A 17602-nucleotide genomic window follows, 5' to 3' on the forward strand; every position below is an offset into this window, starting at 1 on the left:
GCTAGAACCTGACCAGTGCAGTGATGGCGTCAACTACGCGATCTACGTCTTCATCGCGCATTCCAGGGAACAGCGGAAGAGACAGACAACGCGCATACCAACTATCAGCACCGGGAAGATAAGTATTTCCATTTCTTTGCCTCCACCACGGTTGCCGGTGCAGAGGCAAATAATGTACTTGAGTTCCAATACCTAGCTCGCGCAGCGCTCTCATTACATACGCTCGATCTTTACCAATTACTTCGAATTCAAACAGCGCCACACACAAGTGCCAGCTAGTGCGACCTTTGGCTGTGGATGGAGCGAGCCGAACACGCCCATTAAAAACACTAGCGCGTTCAGCAAAAAGGCCTTCGTAGCGAGCGCGCAGCTCCGCTCTTCGCACAACGAACCTTTCAAGTTTTGACATTTGGGACGTTGCAAGCGCTGCGTGAATATCAGACAGACGGTAGTTGAACGCAGGCTCTGCCAATTCATAGTACCAAGGGTTTTCCGCGCCATCGGCCGCAGTAGCTTGCGTAGCATCAAGAAAACGGTCTCGCATCATGCCATGGTTTCGCAGCGTGCGCATTCGCGCCGCCAAATCTGGATCAGCGGTTGTAACAACGCCCCCCTCACCGCCCGCCACTGTTTTTACCGGATGCAAGGAGAACATGGTAAGATCAGAAGTAGAGCCCTGACCCGTCGGACAATCCTTTGCATCCCTCCCGCCCAGTGCGTGACAGGCGTCTTCAACTATCCGGATACCACTATTCTGTGCGATGAGGCCAATCGCATCCATGTCGACCATTTGACCACACATGTGAACTGGCACAACGGCCGCTACGTTGCCGCCGGCCCGCCATATCGCGGCTTCAAACGTGTCCTCCGTCATCAGCGCCGTATCGGGATCGACATCGGCAAAGATCACCTCGGCCCCAGCTAAATGTGCCATAGATGCCGTGGCCAAGAAAGTCACCGATGGCACCACGACCTTGTCGCCACGCCCGAGACCAAGAGCAAGATAAGAGAGATGCAGGCCGGCGGCGCCACTAGAGCAGGCTACGGAGTGCGGTGCACCTGTAGCTTCGCAGAATGCAGCCTCCAACGCCTCGACTGCTGGACCAGTAGTTAGATATTCGCCGGAAAGCACGTCAACGACCGCACCAATGTCATCAGCCTCAATCGTATGCCGCCCATAAGGAAGGAAAGCTTCGTCAGGCATTTTCCAAGCCGCTCAGCAACTCATGGAAACTATCTTTGTCCAACCACTCCGAATTAGTATCGCTTATATACTCGAACCCGGATGGGACATTGACCGCGCCATTTTTCACCAGGTGGTGAGCGCTCCAAAACGTGAAGCTAGGTTGAATAATGAAACGATCCGAGAGCTCCAGTGTCATTCGGGAGTCATCGGCAGTAATCATTGTCTCGTGAAGCTTCTCGCCAGGTCTGATGCCCACAATTTCATGAGGAAGATCAGGCTCCAACGCCAGCGCCACATCCACAACCCTCATGCTTGGTATCTTTGGCACAAACACCTCTCCTCCGGACATCATGGCAAGTGAGGACAGGACGAACTGCACCCCCTGATCCAAAGTAATCCAGAACCGGGTCATTTCCGGATGGGTAATCGGCAGGCTCTTTGCACCAGAGGCGATCAGTTCCCTAAAGAACGGCACAACGCTGCCACGTGATCCCAACACATTACCATAGCGGACCACCGCGAACCGGGTGTCCTGACCGCCTGCAAGGTTATTAGCCGCCACGAAAATCTTGTCTGAAGCCAGTTTACTTGCACCGTAGAGGTTAATCGGACTAGCCGCTTTGTCCGTCGACAGCGCAATAACACGTTGGACGCGGGATCGAAGTGCCGCCATCACGACGTTTTCTGCGCCATGAATATTAGTCTTGACGCATTCAAAAGGATTATACTCTGCTGCAGGGACATGCTTCAACGCAGCAGCGTGGATCACAATATCAATATCGCGCATAGCAAGTTCTAAACGATCAACGTCGCGCACATCACCAATAAAAAACCGGACCTTATCCCGCACTGCAGTAGGGATCTGCCTCTCCATTTCATATTGTTTAAGCTCATCCCGCGAGAAAATAACGACGCGCTTGGGAGCAAAGTCGCTCAAAACGCGACGAATGAACGCCTTACCGAAGGAGCCGGTTCCGCCGGTTACAAGGATTTTAGCCCCATTCAAATCGGGTCTAGACTGGTCAAATATTCGCATGCTTAGCTTTCAATATTAGGCTATGATATTTGCAATCAACCTGAAACCATAGGTCGCAGGGAACTACTTTGCTGCGAGAGAAACGCTTCTCTATACCAACCACCGGCGCCAATCAACTGGCCATGGCTACCTTCGGCTACGACGCGTCCATTCTGCAAAACTACAATCTTATCGGCGAGAGTGACGGTAGAAAGCCGATGGGCGATAACAATCACGGTGATGTTCGTTTCTCGTCGGATACGCTCTAAGGCGTCCCGAAAGAGTAACTCTGATTCAGCATCAAGTGCACTCGTCGGCTCGTCAAGAATCAGAATTGGAGCCCTACTCACTAACGCGCGCGCCAAATCTAGGCGTTGACGCTGGCCGCCAGAAAGCCGGCTACCACCATCACCTGCCAGTGAAGCATATCCGTCCGCCATTGATTCTATGAACGCTGCCGCATTGGCTAGCTCAGCGGCGCGGCGAACCTCTTCCATCGTAGCCTTTGGACGACCATAGCGTATGTGCTCAGCGAGAGGCACATTAAAGATCTGTGGAGACTGCGGAGCATAAGCGACGCCTTTGCGAAGGCTCTGCAAGGAAAAATTTCGGATATCCTGTCCGTCTATTTCTATTTTTCCGGCCTGCGGCCGGCGCAGCCGGGGCACCAGGTCTACGAGCGTGGACTTACCCGCCCCTGATGGCCCAACTAAAGCCGTAATCTGGCCAGCGCCTAGCTCAAGACTAACCATTTGCAGCGCTAGAGTAGTACGCACACCGACAGCACCTCCATCGTAAGCAAAGCAAACGTCGGAAAACGAGATAACTTTATTGACGCCCGTGAAATGTTCTTCGCCCGCTTCCTGCTCGCGTGCGACTTCCATCTCGGTCAAACGTGAAACGATCGCCTCGAACGCCGCACGAGTCCCTCGGCGCCCCTGACGTACGCGAGTTGCCTCTTTTACCACCGGAAGTAGACGAACGATCAGCATCAGGAAAAGGCCCACTGCTTCAAGGGGTAGGCTAAGCCAATCTATGCTAAAGTACACAAAAACGAGCGCGCCGCCGATCACAAGTGGCTCAATGATGATCTCAAGGTTTGCAAGTAGCGTGAGTATCTGTACATTTCGGTCACGCTGTTCCTTGGTTAGGATGCGCATCCGTTCGGCCTCGATATCTTCAGTGCCCGCAAGACGTATTAGGCGAGGATGCTTTAGCCGCTCCACAAGAAAAGACGACATAGCCTGGTTAGCGGCAGTCACTTGGCTCCCAACTGCCGAGCTTTCATACATCAAGCGTCGCACAGCAAAGGCCGCAACACCAAAAATGGCAACCGCAAGGAGGGTCATTATCCCCGAGATTACCAACAGCGTCGCAGTGTAAACGACGAGAAGTAGTCCATAACCCATCAACGTGATGCCGCCAAAAACATTTTCAACAGCACGGGATAGCTCTGTGGTTAAGTCGTTGACTATACGACCTGAATCGTCGCTCTCCTGATAAGAAAGATCTGATCTTAGATAGCGAGCAAAGCCCTTAAACCTGAGGCCTGCAAGAATGCTCTCTCGTTTACGGGCCTGATACAACAGACGAACGTATACAAAGGCTTGGCGAAAAAGTAATGACACCATCGTCATCGCAAGAAGCGACGCCAACGAAACACCAAAACCAAAGAGAGCGTGTAGCTCCACCAGTTGCGCCCACCAGTCCTGCTCCCTTGACAGGCGCGCCACATCACCATCCGCTTGTACGAACTGGAATATAGGCAAGATCGCCGCAAGGCCAAGCAATTCCATCGCTGTCCCGCCCAGCTGCAAACCAAGCAGCATAAAAACTGACCGTGACGAAAGCCCGATTTGAGCGGCATCCCGGAAAACTTCGCGGATCATTCGTTATCTACTCGATGGTGAGCGTCGGCTGCCTCAAGATCTTCCGGATGTCCAACATCCGTCCAATACTCGTGGATCGGGAAAAGACCTATTCGTAGACCGATTTCGCGACCGCTGTTTAGAAGTTCAGGCATGTCAAAAGGTCGCCCCAATGGCACTAACGCTAAGAACGCTGGCGAGAGGTAGTAGACACCACCAGCGACGAAATTCGAGATACGAGGTTTTTCCTCAATCCCCGCAAAAAAACCTTCCTCGTCTTGGCGTATAACACCGTAAGGCACGTCCACGTCATAACGGGTCACTCCTATCGTGCCGTCGAGCCCGTGCCGCATATGAAAGTCATGAAGCGCTACAAAGTCACACCCAGTCAGGACGTCACCGTTAACTACGAGCACGGGTGAGCGTTCGATATCCTTGACCAGCCCAAGCGCGCCAGCCGTCCCTAGAGGCTGCGTTTCCTCGACAAAATGAATATGGGCACGGTTATCCCGTGCCGAAACGAAATCATATATTTGTTCGGAAAGATAATGAACAGAAAGCGTTATAGACGGGACGCCAGAGTCCTCAAGAGCACTAATGACCCTATCGAGAATCGGACGGCCCCCTACCTGTAGGAGAGGTTTCGGTGTGCACTTCGTACGTTCCCCGAGCCGCTTACCGAACCCGCCTGCCATAACAAGAGCCGTAGCGATCCCTAGATCGCCTTTTGAACCGATAAAGAGCTCAGCGACGCGGCTCTGGTCATCCAGAATTGGCAAAAAACGTCGGGTACTTCCGATGCCACCGAGCTTTTCAAAGTTTTTGGCCGTCTCTCCAATACGTCCCGTAAGCGGTTGAGTCTTCATACAAACCGACGCTGGGGCGTCAAGACCTACGCCTGTAAGCATAGCCCGACGGATGTCGCCGTCTGTGACGGTTCCTAATAAACGACCATCCGTATCGACAACAAGCTGGAACAAATGTGCTGTACGATTAATTCGCTCTAGAACCGCGCGAATTGACACAGACGGCAGGCAAACATAATCCGAAAATTCGCGGAGTAAGATCATTGGCCGCTAAGCTCCATAATACCTATTCGCATGAAGTCGCCCGCGCCTCGGCTTCGGGGGGCAGACCCGCCGCAAGAAAGGCCTCCGCTATTTGCCAGTCAAGCTCGGTGTCCACATCTACGGTACGACGCGGGTCGATCTCTAGAGGTACAATTGGATCGGCATATATACTCCTTGATGCCCTCAGAGCGGCAGTCCGGGTCAAATAAACCGCACCGTTGGGGAGATATACAGGAGATCGCACGTCTACTCCCAAGGGCTCTACGCCCCCCGCATTGGCCGGAAAAAATATGGCATTTCGGGGTAAGTCGTGTCTGTTCATGGAAATCACGCTGTTCACATCTGGACGCGATGAAAGAAGTGAAATCGCTGCGAGAATACACGAAAAACCACGCAAGGGTGAGGTCGGTTGTAAAACCAGAACCGCCTCTGGGTCATGGCCAAACTGCGCACGCCGCCAAGTAAGGGCGTGCAGAACTGTATCTACTGTCGGCGCATCGTCAGTCGAGAGCTCTGGAGGCCTTAGAAACGGAACTGTAAGACCAAAACGGCGACCTTCCGCGGCAATTAACGGGTCGTCCGTGCTCAGGACAGCGCAGCTGGACAAGCCGGCACTCTCAATGGCCTCTGCGGTCCAGCCAATGAGCGACTTCGTCCCCAAGAGCCGTAAGTTCTTTCCGGGCAAACGCTTGGAGCCCCCACGAGCTGGCACTACAACCAATATATCCATCACAAAACACAACCATTAATCATAAATCGTTGTTTACCTGATGACGCAGCTGCCAACCGCTAGAGGTTTTTTTCCAAAGGTGCGGCGAACGAAAAGTATCCGCAATTTCGAAGAACTCCGCTTCACCGATATCAAGGTATTCGAGAAAGTCTTTAAAATACTTCCTAGGGAACTCTTGATCATAGCGATGCACCAGCGCAACCCCTTCTTCACGCGAGATATGATCGTTCCGGATTTCTTGGCTTGCATCGTAGGTTGTACGCCCGATGCCAAACTTCACTAGCGTCGTCCAATAATGGTAGGGATCAGTCTTGTCATCGATCGAATTGTATTTAGAGTATGTTCCTTCTGTACGATCTTCGTTTGCAAGAAAACCAACATGTTCGGAAGAATAGTAGTAGCACTCTTGTGGAACCCATTTCAGGTAATAGCCAAGATAGTGTACCTCAACTTCGGCCTTTCGTAGAATGTCACCGTCAACCGGCATGTACGGATCCATCTCACCCGGCTTGATGCCATGTGATGGGAGCTCTGAGACCGGAACACCGCCAAAAAAAAGTTCATTATCCCCCCCAGACGCTTGCGTATAAAACGAAGTATCCCGCGTAGATCTTGAGTTGTCTTTAACCGGATTTCCATATTCGGCCTCGTTCTCGCCATAGAAAACCAACGGAATACCCATTTTAAGTGCCATCTTCGGAGCATAATTCTTCTGTCCAAAAATAAATGGCTGAAATGGATGAAGTAAGTTTCGGTAGGCAAGTTGTGTCAGCTTCCTGTGGACCTGACCATTAGGCGTAAAAAGATAGTTGTCAAAACCACCATTGTGCACCCAGGCTTGATGGTTATGCCAGCCTACATCCGTATAAAGATGAGGTGCCCAAGTGACAGTCAGAGGCGTCATGCCAAATTCGTTCTTCAACACCATAGCAGCATAGATAGAGTCCTTGCCGCCCGAACCTGGAACTAAGCAATCATATGACCCATTCCGTGACCTGTACCGATCGCACAGTTCAGAAAGTTGCGCTCTGCGCTCTCCCCAGTCTACAAGCCGTTTTTTTTGCTCAGCAAACCGACAGGCATCGCAAATACCATCTGCGCCGAAAACAATTGTCTGCTTCTTTGAGTCCTTGGTGTGTTTAAACTCAACTGAAGAAGAGGGCCTTTGATTGGATATCACGCAACTTTTACAAAATAGGACATCCGCTGGCAGGCCATATTTAATTTCCAGTGGTCCTTCATCAGGGTCGGCAACATACCGCTTTCCTTCAAGCTCTACCACCTTGGTTCGCGCTCCTGAAATCATCGAATTGGCCTCCTGCATCTTCACATACCCGCCTCGAGAAACCTCGACAAAAACCGAAGCCCCGCTGGCCCGCTCTTCTCAGGATGGAACTGTACGCCGACAAGGTTGTCTCGCTCAATCGCGACTGGCACCTCGATGCCATTGACGGCTATCGTTGCAGCTACATGCGACGGATCCTTTGGGAACGGCGCATAGGAATGAACAAAATACATCCACTCCCCAGCCGCCTTAGAATCAAAGAAACGCGTAGCCGAGTTTACCATAAGAGGATGCCACCCAACGTTTGGAATACGGGTTGGGGATACGTCCTCCGATCGAGGCCCTGGAAGTCGCGATACATTTCCGGAAAAAAAGCCCAAGCCTTCATGATCACCGAATTCTTCTCCACGAGCGAGCATCAACTGGCAACCTACACAAATACCTAAAGTCGGCTTTCCTGCGGCGACCACTTCTCTTAAGGGCTCCACCAAATCCCGATGTCTAAGCTCATTCATGGCGTCGCCAAACGCTCCCACTCCAGGGAAGATGACACGGTCTGCTTGCAAAACATCCTCGGGGCGATCTGAAACAACATGTGCTATACCTAAGTGGCGCAGTGCTTGGCTAAGCGAGAAAAGATTGCCACGACCGTAATCTACTATAACGATCATTTTGATGCCTCTATACGAACAGGTATGCCAGCGTTACTTATCGCCGCTTTAATTTCAGAAACGCTCGCATGAGCGTAATGCAACAGACTGGCGCAAGCTACGGCATCAATTCGATCGTCAATAAGTGCTTCGACCAAATCTTCAACACGACCGGCACCACCGCAACCAATCACAGGTAAAGAAACTCGCTCCCGAACGGCCCTGAATAGATCATGATCAAAATTCCGTCGGGTTCCTTCATAATCGACGGACGTCACCATAACTTCGCCCACCCCAAGCGATTCAGCTTCCTCTACCCAATCAAGCACATTGATACCAGTCCGTTCCCGTCCATTGTCGGTTAAAGCTTCCCATTCTTTGGCGCCCCGGCGCTTCGCCTCAACAGATAGTACAATGCACTGACTTCCGAACATCTCTGCTGCCTCACGAAGGAATGTCGGCCTGCCTATCGCTGCAGTATTTACTGCGACTTTGTCTGCTCCAGCTCGAAGCGCTGCCACGATGTCGTCAACAGTGCGGATGCCACCGCCAACGGTGAGAGGTACAAAGATGTCGCGCGCTGCCTGCTCGATTACAGACAAGATGTTGTTGCGCCCGTAAAGGGAGGCTACCGCGTCCATATACACGATTTCGTCAATGCCTGCTTGATAATACCGTCTAGCAATTTCCCTAGGGGCGCCAATCACCCGTAGACCCTCAAGGTGAATACCTTTAATTACGTTATCGCCCTTGATATCGAGGCGTGAGATTAATCGTGGTGGCTGCATGATAAAATCCTGATCCAATACTCAGACGGAGCAGTAGATTAAGCGTAGTTGAAGTCGTCGCGAAAATCAGAAAGTGCTCGCCGCACGAACTCCTGTTCGGAAATGCTGAGCGCTTGGAGCCCACGTCGCTGCGGTGCATCCCCAATGCCCTCAGTCGGCGCAAAACTAGAAATCCCAGGCCAAAACTGCCCGTGCATGGACGGCTGCAAAAGACAATCATCGTAATCAATTCCAATCCAGCTTGCGACGCCGCGCATCACTCCTTCGGGATCATTAACCAGCGTCTCATAACGAACCACGCAAAGCCTTTTTTTGTCAGACTTGCGAATTATCTCGTGCAGCCTGAGAAACCGTTCGACTTGAAGTGCCATCAGTGGCCAACTTAGTAGTTTCTCGCCTCGCAGCTCTCGAGACCTCTTCAAACTATCGAGCGAATAGAGCGGATCCCTCACGATTATCACGGACCGAGCATCTGGACACCACCGCAGAGCTGAGACTGCCGATTTTCCGAAGTCTGGAGACTTCATGCATGCAAACCTTCGCTGGACCTGTCCAAGCCCAGAAACACAGGCCGACGCGAGGATGCGCCATAGTGAAGGGATATCGTGCGGACCATCGGCCCCTAAGACACTTCGATATGCAGCCTCGTCCCATGACCAGTGGATAGTGACTTCAGAAACAGATCCACGTTCAACGGATTGCTGATAAGGCTCTTCAAGCGGAGGCATGACCTGTTTGTCTCGCAAGCCTTTAATTAAATTCTCAGTGTCTCGAGGAATAGCCTTTAAAAACAACTCAGAATTATCACCTAAATCATCCAAATACTCGAACAAAAAGCCCTCATCTCCCAACCAGTTTACTTCTGGATGGCCGTCAAAAAGATTGTATAAGAGGCTAGTTCCCGAACGTGGCGCACCGGAAATGATCAAAGGTGAAAGAAGAGACATCATGCAGCTATAATCCTATAAAAAACTTGCCAAAAAATGGGTATAGGCGTCGTCCAATGCCGAACAAGAAATTTGGTCTGGGTCAAGGACCCGGTAGTCCTCCAGGTCGAAAGAACAATTGATCACAGCGTTGAGGAAACGACGCCCATTTTTGATGGCAGTCATACGGTCAAAGCTATCTGAAAGCACTGAAATTAATGCAGGTGCCAACTCTTCTTCACGCGTTATGTTAATTACATGTGGAAGAAAGTTATAAAGATTGTGTCGACCGAAACTTATGACCGGTCGTCCATACACCGCAGCTTCGAACCCACCTGTTCCAGTAATTGTAGCCGTTGCATCAGCGGCCTTTACCACTTCCATCCCCAACTGGTCCGGACGCAACATCACGACATTCTTGAATTCTGCGATCTGACCATAAAAGTCGCGTGGCCTCTTGCCGAAAGCGGCAATCGTTTCTTTTACCGCCAACAAAGTACCAGCCGGAAGATCACGTGACAACGACGCTATGGCAGAAAGCTGCGAAAAAAACTCAGGGGAAAACCCCTGAAGCGCAACCTCGGGCTCCATGTGCAACGGAAAATAAACGAAGCGCTTACCTCGAAGTTCTTCAACCGTGGCAGAGTGTTGCCTCACCAAAGAACGTGCATCAGCACTTCGGCGCCATATCAGACCTATGTTGTCACGGAGGTAGTAGCCTTTTGCCTTTTGATAACCACGCATCCGCCAATATGCTTGCCGCACGACAGCCTTACTTGCTTGTTTCAATGCAGCTAAAACACCAAAATTACTATAAAAAAAATGGCGCATTTCCATGTGCATTGTGTAAGGTGATTGTAGAGCCTCATCACCGAGTTCAGGTGAAGCGCGTTCGAAAGCGGTTGACAGCTGCGGTAACGTTCCAAATTCGTCGTGGGACCAATGTTGTCGATTGTGATACCGCGCACCTATTACTGTACGATATGGAATTTCGCGCGAGCGACCAATCAAAGCGGCTGTTTTACCACAGTTCACCAACACTTTTGGAGCGTGGGTATCTATTTCAGCATCCCAGAACAAGATTTGCCGCAAAATACCACGCAGCATTCTAACGTAATCCGCAGTCTCTGACATTCGTGAGCGAGGATGCCGGTAACCGCCAAGCGCAAATCCACGTCCGAAATGCCGGTCGGTCAAGGAAATTGCGTTAAACGTGGTACCAAGCCTTTTTTCCCAAGAAAGAGCTTGCTGAATAATCTCTTGAGGGTCTTCGATGGGTAATTCTATGTCTTCATAGAGTGAGCGCATCACTGAGATACTTGCAAATACATCGGCCGCAGTTCGTTCGTAGAACGCCAACTCTTGCAGAGTTGCTACGTAGAGATGCGTATTTACACCAATTTCATCCTTCAGTTTGCGAGCCAAGCCAACTAGCAGGCCACGAAACTGCGAGTGCGCGAGCATCAATACATTATCGTTGCGGCTAAGGTACGAAAAACTCATTTGCTGCCTTTCACAGTCTCAATAACAACCGTTGCCAACTTACGGCTTGATGCGCCGTCACCGTATGGCGTACCAAGCGAGCAACGTTTTGGATTGCGCCCTAATCCATCAAGTGCAGCAATTATTAGGTCGGAGACCGCAGGAAGACGCTGGACATTGTGCCCATAAATGCGACCCGTTTGTCGTTCGCCTATATCAAGCACGGGCAACCCGAAAAGACCAGCCTCGATAATGCCGGAAGAGGAGTTTCCGAGCATTATTGCAGCATTGCGAAGCGCAGACGGGTATAATGCACCGAGCGTCTCTACAAAGATTGCGCCATCCAAACGGGAACAGAAATCTAGAATTCGCTCACGCGCCTCTACTCCTCCAGGATCACTGTTCGGTGCAGTAAATAGAACTGGCCCAGGTCTTGCTGCAAGTGCTTCTAGCACCGCGTTAAGGGGAGCTAATGGATCAGCTGCTTTCGTTTCTGGGTGTACAGTGACTAACCTAAACGGCTCACCAACTGGCAGACTAAACGTTTGCGCAAATTCAACTGCGTCAATAGTTGCGGCTGATCTAAGCGTATCAAGTCCCGGTGCACCCGTTACAGTTATTTTTGTATTGTCAATTCCCATAGATACCAAGTTCCGGCGCGCTTCCTCGTGCGCAACACAATGCCGATCGGATATTTGGGACAATGCTCGCCTTACACAGTCGTCCATAGCACCTTCGGTGATTTCTCCACCGTGTAGATGCACAATTGGTACTCCCATTGGTAACGCCGCCATAGCAGTAGGAACCATGTCAAGCCGATCACCGACCACAACCAAAACATCGGGATTTGTTGCGCCCAGAACCTTCGCAGCAGCACTGCCGATATGCGCCATTGCTTCAGCTGCCAGAATGCCGTCAGTTCCACCGAGGTCACTACCTCCTCGATGAACAGTGGCGCCAACAGGTACCGAACCGGTCTGATCGACTGCCTCGGACGCCAAATGCATCCCAGTGAAGAAGACATGCAAATCGACTTGGCCAGTTTCGATCAGAGCGGCCCAAACTGGGTGGAGGATTCCAACATCAGCACGACTAGACGAAACAGAAAGCACCCTCATCATATTTCAATGTCGCTTTGGCTTACCGGAGCATCCGCGTCAAGATCTCGTACAAGACGGCTTCCGACAGGAGACAACGTTGGATGGAGCCCATCCGCTGGGCGCTTTAGCACCACGTCATCTACCCCAATCACAGAGCCAGCCGATAGAGCCCTGCTGGTATGCCATGACCTTCGTACCAGGGCAGCCGTTTCGATCTCATCTGCTGAGGGAGCTTTCACGCCGTCTCCTAAAGCAATCTCGACTTCGCGCAAGCGGGAAACCATGCGGGTTAGCTCGCCTGGCTCCAACGAAGCCCGATGATCTGGACCGGGAAGGCCGCGATCCAGTGTGAAGTGTTTTTCGATAACTGACGCCCCTAACGCCACCGCAGCCATCACGGCGTGGTCTCCTAGACTGTGATCCGAAAAACCGACTGGGAGGCCGAATGCCTCTGAAAGAGTGCGTATAGCCAAAAGATTTAAAGTATCGTAAGGGGCGGGATATAATGAGGTGCAGTGGAGCACGGTCACGTCATGTGCTCCAGCGCGATCAAGTATTTCTAAAGCCTCGCGGACCTCGAAAAGCGTCGACATCCCTGTGGAAAGAAGGATCGGAAGATGAAAGCTTGCAAATTTTTCGAGCGCAGGAGCATTCGTGAGCTCACCTGAAGCAATTTTGAGCCTATCCATACCCAGAGAAACTAGATAATCAATTTTATCGGTATCAAATGCGGTTGCCATGAACCCAATACCTGCAGAACGGCAGGCGTCCGCTACACGTGCAAACTCGTCAGGCGAGAGCTCCAACGAACGCAACAGATCTCCTTGATCAGACACACCCGTATTCTTGGCTTGATATACCGCTGTCTTTGCGCCGCCGGCAACCAGCTGGTCAGAGGTAAATGCTTGAAACTTTACATAATCCGCATCAGCCTCGGCTGCGGCATATACTAAATCGACAGCACGGGCTACGTCGCCGTTATGATTTACCCCAGCCTCTGCGATGATCATTAGCTTAGTCATTTACAAGATTTTATTCGGCCACCAAAATATGAAAGTGCAGGCACAAGGGTGCCACTAGGAACCTCAGCACCAGGAAGAACGACAGCACCGGAAGCGATCATTGAAAACTTGCCCACAATTGCTCCCCCAAGAACGATTGCGCCAGGAGCAACATGTGCCCCTTCAGCTATCCTTGCATCATGCTCCACGATTGCACCAGTATTGATGATTGCAAATGCTCCAATCTCTGCCGCCGCATTCACTACCGCTCCCGCTAGCACAACAGCGCCTTTTGAAACGAAGGCATAAGCAGATAAAGTCGCGGCCGGATGGCAAATAAATGGTGTCGCGCCATTCTTAGAATAGGATTTTGCAATCTTTCCCCGCCTCATAAGCGAAACTACATCACCCCCTCCGATACCGATAACGCACCCGTCCGCATCGGCAGGCCAGGGCTCTCCATCTGCAATACGTGGCGCAGAGCACCAAGTCGACTTCTCAGGAGCTGCATATCCAACTACTTGATGCCCCATTAACTCGGCCGCTTCGGTTACCGGACGGGCATGCCCCCCAGCCCCCACCAATAACAAGTTCATAAATCACCCTTAGCAAGGAAACGCTTTACTGAATTGATAACTTTTGCTTGTTCAGAAGCGTCAAGCGAAGAAGAAGATGGCAGCGATACAACTGTTCCAGAGAGCGCGGCGGACACGCCCCGCAGCATGCTAGAACAACCAGACCACGGCTTCTGTACGGAAAGTGAACGCCAGAACACCCGTGCGTCAATGCCATCCTCATTGAGCCAATCCACCAACTTAACGGCCTTTTGCTCGCTCTCAAACTGTAGAGAGTAGAGCCATCCTGTCCCGGTAGAATGCTTTGGACGTGGCATCCGAGCAAGCCCAGGTGCGCTCCTAAAAGCTTTATCGTAGCGCTCAGAAATGGCCTGGCGAGCGGCCACCATCTCATCTAGGCGCTCTAACTGGGCAAGCCCCAGTGCAGCGTTCAAATTTGTCATGCGGTAGTTGAAACCGACAGCATCGTGCAAGTAATCAGAGCCAAGTCGGGCCTGCGTCGAAAGATGCCGAACTTTCTCGGCAATATCTTCATCATCAGTAACGACCATACCGCCGCCGCCAGCAGTTATCGTCTTGTTTCCATTAAACGAAAACGTCGACACAACACCGCCAGAGCCGCAAGGACGTTTTCGGTAGAGCGCTCCAATTGCACCAGCCGCATCCTCGATCATTGCAACACCATTTGTCCTGCATATGCTTTCAATGGCATCTAAGTCTGCAGCATGCCCAAGCGGATCAACTGCAATAACGGCGCCTACACCGCCAAAAATTTTCAACGCTTCTGACAGTAATTCTGGATCCAAAGCCCAGTCTTCCTCGCGCACATCAACAAAAACGGGAATTGCCCCACAGTGCGCTACTGCGTTTGCGGTTGCGGCAAACGTCCAATCAGGCACAATCACGCGATCGCCGGGCCGCACGCCAACTGCAAGCAGAGCAAGATGAAGTGCTGCAGTACCATTGACGGTAGCTACTGCGAAACGCCGATCCGTTAGGGATGCAATACCTGCCTCCATCGCTGTCACTTCTGGGCCTGCTGATGAAACCCAATTTTCGCGAACACATCGGGCAAGATATTCCGCTTCACGTCCACGCAAATCGGGAACGCTCAATGGAATTCGGTTTGTCAATAATCCCCCATAGCTACCGCACCGCGGGTCAAGAATGACGCCACAACATATTCAGGTAAATTTCGGTCAAAGTCTTAAAAACATTAGCTGTTTTACAACTACGCCGATGCTAATATTGGGTCAAGGCCAATATCAGCTCGGAAGCTGCTATCACCTCACGATCAGCAGAAAAAAATGACTTAAGAAGCTGTGAGCAATTCGTGAAATGTTCCGAGCGTACATCTCAATTTTGCAACCGTTAACCTTACAATTGACGAGTTCCCGCCCAAAACACAGACTGAAACCAAATACTCAACCAGAAAGCCATGACATTGTGCATAAATTTAAATTTTTTTATTAAATTGTATATTTTTATAGTTATAAAAATATCATAGAAAACTTTAATATATAGACCGTACTAGCTTAACTTAATTAGACGACTAAGTTGCGCTAATGAATAACTTCAACGTATAGTGTTGGTGATATGGAACGCAGATCATCGAGCGTACAAAAAGCTTACAATTTTAACTCAAAAAAATGGCTGCGACACGAATGTCAATGGTAAGATTAGCCACCAAGCAGACACGGAAATTATGACAACTACATCAGCCAACCAGTATTGCAGCCCACAGACAAAAAAAACACTACGCCTGAGTTTCTCACCTAGTTTAATCACACTAGGCACAGCTCAACTCGGTCTAGAATATGGTCTTGCAAACCGTTCTGGTATGCCCACAGCCACTGAAGCGGAAAACATACTAAACACAGCGCATACGGGGGGTATTACGTCGTTTGATACTGCGCGCAATTATGGCTGCTCTGAAGAGCGCATTGGCCATTGGCTTAAAACAAAAAAACATCATGAAACAAAAATAATATCCAAATTGCCACCAATAAATGCGGCTAGTAGTACCAACGTCTCAGTGCTTGTAAGAAAATTTCTAAATGCTTCAATTGCTGCGCTCAGAACCCATAAGATAGACCTCTTGCTTGCCCATCGGGGTAGCGATTTATTAAACGAAGATGTTATTAAAGCACTAGAGCAGGCAAAAATAGACGGCTGCATCGATAACATTGGCGCATCAGTATACGACCCTGAAATAGCAAAGTGTCTAATTCGCAGCACTCCAATCTCAGCGATACAAGTTCCCGTGAGTATTTTAGACACAAGGATGGTTAATGAGGGCGTATTAGAATATGCCTATGGATCAGGCGTAGCCGTATTCGCACGCTCAGTGTTTTTGCAAGGGGTGGTGTTTATGAAAACTGTAGATCTACCACGCCACCTGAAACCATTGCTCGAGCCAATAACCGCATTGCAGCACATAGCTTCGGACTTAGGCCTGCCAATGAACGCCTTGGCGCTAAACGCAGTCCGTGATCTGCACGAAATAGCATCTATTGTTTTAGGTGTCGAGAGAGCAGAGCAGCTTGCACCCCACATCGCAAACATCAGTTTGCCACCATTGCCAAAAGACGTTCTAGACCAGATTTTGAATGTAACTCGCACCATACCACATGATATCGTAAATCCATCACACTGGTAACGGGTTGAATCCACCAAAAAATCGACTTACCTCACACTAAACGGATCAGTTAGCAGGGCTTCGTAATGAACTATTTAGGAAAAAACGTGTTGGTAACTGGTGCCGATGGGTTCATAGGGTCATGGGTCACCGAAGCCCTAGTCAAAAGCGGAGCTAATGTTACAGCCCTAGCGCAATACAGTGGCATGGACATAAACGGATGGCTTGACGACATACCGAAAGATATCCTGAGCAATGTGAACGTGGTTCGTGGGGATATCCGCGATCCAAGCTTCACAAGACGTTTAATGAAATCTCAAGAAATCTGTATGCATTTAGCGGCGTTGATAGCTATACCCTATTCATATCACGCGCCGCAGTCTTATGTTGACGTTAACATTACTGGAACGCTGAATGTCCTAGAGGCAGCGAGAAGCTGCGAAATTTCGCGAGTTATACACACTTCGACCAGCGAGGTTTATGGCACAGCACAAGAAATACCGATGAATGAAAAACATCCACTGCATGGTCAATCTCCATATTCTGCATCAAAAATTGGTGCTGACATGATGGTAGAGGCCTATGCTCGTTCTTTTGATTTGCCAGCAGTGATTTTACGACCATTTAATACCTATGGGCCTCGGCAAAGTGAACGAGCCCTTATCTCATCTGTTATTCGCCAAGTTCTAGATCCAGATTGCAGTTTAATTAATGTGGGAGACTTAAATCCACAAAGGGACTTCACATTTGTCAAAGATACAGCCGATGCATTTCTATCGGTTGGCCTGGCGGGGGGCTTGACTTATGGTGTACCGTATAATGGGGGTACTGGCCGCGCTGTGAGTATAGCAGAAACTGTGGATCTTATTATTAAGATAAGCGGTATCTCAAAACCGTTGCGGCGAGAAAATGACCGCCTGCGGCCCGCCAAATCGGAAGTTTTAGCGTTACTCTCGGACAATTCACTCTTGAAAAGTTCTACTGGATGGTCCCCACAGACCTCTCTCGAGGAGGGAATAGAGAGAACTATTGAGTGGTGGCGTCGAAAAATGAACTCAGGGCAAATCCGTACAAACGCGGATTTCATAGTATAAAACTCTCATATATTTGACTAAATTTTCGTGAAAAAAAATATACGTTTATTTTTTAAAAATTATAGTGTGGTGATCTCCTCAAACCACGACTGAGTAGAAACGCATTTTATTTAAATAAAGGAAATTTATCTCTTGATGATAATCGTATCGGCCATAAATATATAGTAAAATTTCTTACATAAAAAATATAAAAA

General features: G+C 50.1%; 16 protein-coding genes. 2 read left to right on the forward strand and 14 right to left on the reverse strand.

Annotated elements, in window-relative coordinates:
• Position 1: 1 nt before the first annotated feature.
• The 14 genes from pseC to AAC637_RS03800 are packed head-to-tail and all read right to left on the reverse strand — an operon-like array spanning position 2 to position 14809.
• Entirely contained in the window at positions 2-1204 is a 1203-nt protein-coding gene (pseC, locus tag AAC637_RS03740; RefSeq protein ID WP_340302373.1) for a UDP-4-amino-4,6-dideoxy-N-acetyl-beta-L-altrosamine transaminase, read from the reverse strand.
• The gene (gene pseB, locus AAC637_RS03745; RefSeq protein ID WP_340302374.1) at positions 1197-2222 is read right to left on the reverse strand and encodes a UDP-N-acetylglucosamine 4,6-dehydratase (inverting); all 1026 of its coding nucleotides are present in this window, start codon (positions 2220-2222) and stop codon (positions 1197-1199) included. Before pseB ends, pseC begins: the two co-directional genes overlap by 8 nt.
• 35 nt (positions 2223-2257) lie before the next feature.
• Positions 2258-4090 (reverse strand): ABC transporter ATP-binding protein, encoded by a 1833-nt coding sequence (locus AAC637_RS03750; RefSeq protein WP_340302375.1) that lies wholly within the window; start codon positions 4088-4090, stop codon positions 2258-2260.
• Positions 4087-5139, reverse strand: coding sequence for a sugar phosphate nucleotidyltransferase (locus AAC637_RS03755; protein WP_340302376.1), 1053 nt, complete (start codon positions 5137-5139; stop codon positions 4087-4089). The genes AAC637_RS03750 and AAC637_RS03755 overlap by 4 nt, the downstream gene beginning before the upstream one ends.
• Before the next feature lie 22 nt (positions 5140-5161).
• A complete protein-coding gene (locus AAC637_RS12680) occupies positions 5162-5869 on the reverse strand; it encodes an acylneuraminate cytidylyltransferase family protein (RefSeq protein ID WP_445322704.1) in 708 nt (235 codons plus the stop codon).
• Positions 5870-5888: 19 nt separating this feature from the next.
• A complete protein-coding gene (locus AAC637_RS03760) occupies positions 5889-7193 on the reverse strand; it encodes an N-acetyl sugar amidotransferase (RefSeq protein ID WP_340302377.1) in 1305 nt (434 codons plus the stop codon).
• Positions 7194-7195: 2 nt separating this feature from the next.
• On the reverse strand, positions 7196-7825 hold the full coding sequence (gene hisH, locus AAC637_RS03765) for an imidazole glycerol phosphate synthase subunit HisH (RefSeq protein ID WP_340302378.1): 630 nt from the start codon (positions 7823-7825) through the stop codon (positions 7196-7198).
• Positions 7822-8592, reverse strand: coding sequence for an imidazole glycerol phosphate synthase subunit HisF (gene hisF, locus AAC637_RS03770; RefSeq protein WP_340302379.1), 771 nt, complete (start codon positions 8590-8592; stop codon positions 7822-7824). Before hisF ends, hisH begins: the two co-directional genes overlap by 4 nt.
• A gap of 38 nt (positions 8593-8630) precedes the next feature.
• The gene (locus tag AAC637_RS03775; RefSeq protein WP_340302380.1) at positions 8631-9542 is read right to left on the reverse strand and encodes a sulfotransferase family protein; all 912 of its coding nucleotides are present in this window, start codon (positions 9540-9542) and stop codon (positions 8631-8633) included.
• Positions 9543-9554: 12 nt separating this feature from the next.
• Complete coding sequence (locus tag AAC637_RS03780; protein WP_340302381.1) at positions 9555-11021, reverse strand: capsular polysaccharide export protein, LipB/KpsS family; 1467 nt, start codon at positions 11019-11021, stop codon at positions 9555-9557.
• On the reverse strand, positions 11018-12121 hold the full coding sequence (gene neuC / locus AAC637_RS03785) for a UDP-N-acetylglucosamine 2-epimerase (RefSeq protein WP_340302382.1): 1104 nt from the start codon (positions 12119-12121) through the stop codon (positions 11018-11020). The genes AAC637_RS03780 and neuC overlap by 4 nt, the downstream gene beginning before the upstream one ends.
• Entirely contained in the window at positions 12118-13110 is a 993-nt protein-coding gene (locus AAC637_RS03790; RefSeq protein WP_340302383.1) for an N-acetylneuraminate synthase family protein, read from the reverse strand. Before AAC637_RS03790 ends, neuC begins: the two co-directional genes overlap by 4 nt.
• 8 nt (positions 13111-13118) lie before the next feature.
• Positions 13119-13697: a PglD-related sugar-binding protein gene (locus AAC637_RS03795; RefSeq protein ID WP_340302384.1), complete on the reverse strand. Its 579-nt coding sequence runs from the start codon at positions 13695-13697 to the stop codon at positions 13119-13121.
• A complete protein-coding gene (locus AAC637_RS03800; RefSeq protein ID WP_340302385.1) occupies positions 13694-14809 on the reverse strand; it encodes an aminotransferase class I/II-fold pyridoxal phosphate-dependent enzyme in 1116 nt (371 codons plus the stop codon). The genes AAC637_RS03795 and AAC637_RS03800 overlap by 4 nt, the downstream gene beginning before the upstream one ends.
• Positions 14810-15261: 452 nt before the next feature.
• Here AAC637_RS03800 and AAC637_RS03805 point away from each other — a divergent pair, with 452 nt between their 5' ends.
• Both AAC637_RS03805 and AAC637_RS03810 read left to right on the forward strand, forming a co-directional pair.
• Positions 15262-16335 (forward strand): aldo/keto reductase, encoded by a 1074-nt coding sequence (locus AAC637_RS03805; protein ID WP_340302386.1) that lies wholly within the window; start codon positions 15262-15264, stop codon positions 16333-16335.
• A gap of 65 nt (positions 16336-16400) precedes the next feature.
• Positions 16401-17408 (forward strand): SDR family NAD(P)-dependent oxidoreductase, encoded by a 1008-nt coding sequence (locus tag AAC637_RS03810; protein ID WP_340302387.1) that lies wholly within the window; start codon positions 16401-16403, stop codon positions 17406-17408.
• Positions 17409-17602: the final 194 nt, after the last annotated feature.

The sequence above is a fragment of the Roseobacter sp. HKCCD7870 genome (genome assembly GCF_037830315.1).
Taxonomy (GTDB): Bacteria; Pseudomonadota; Alphaproteobacteria; order Rhodobacterales; family Rhodobacteraceae; genus M30B80.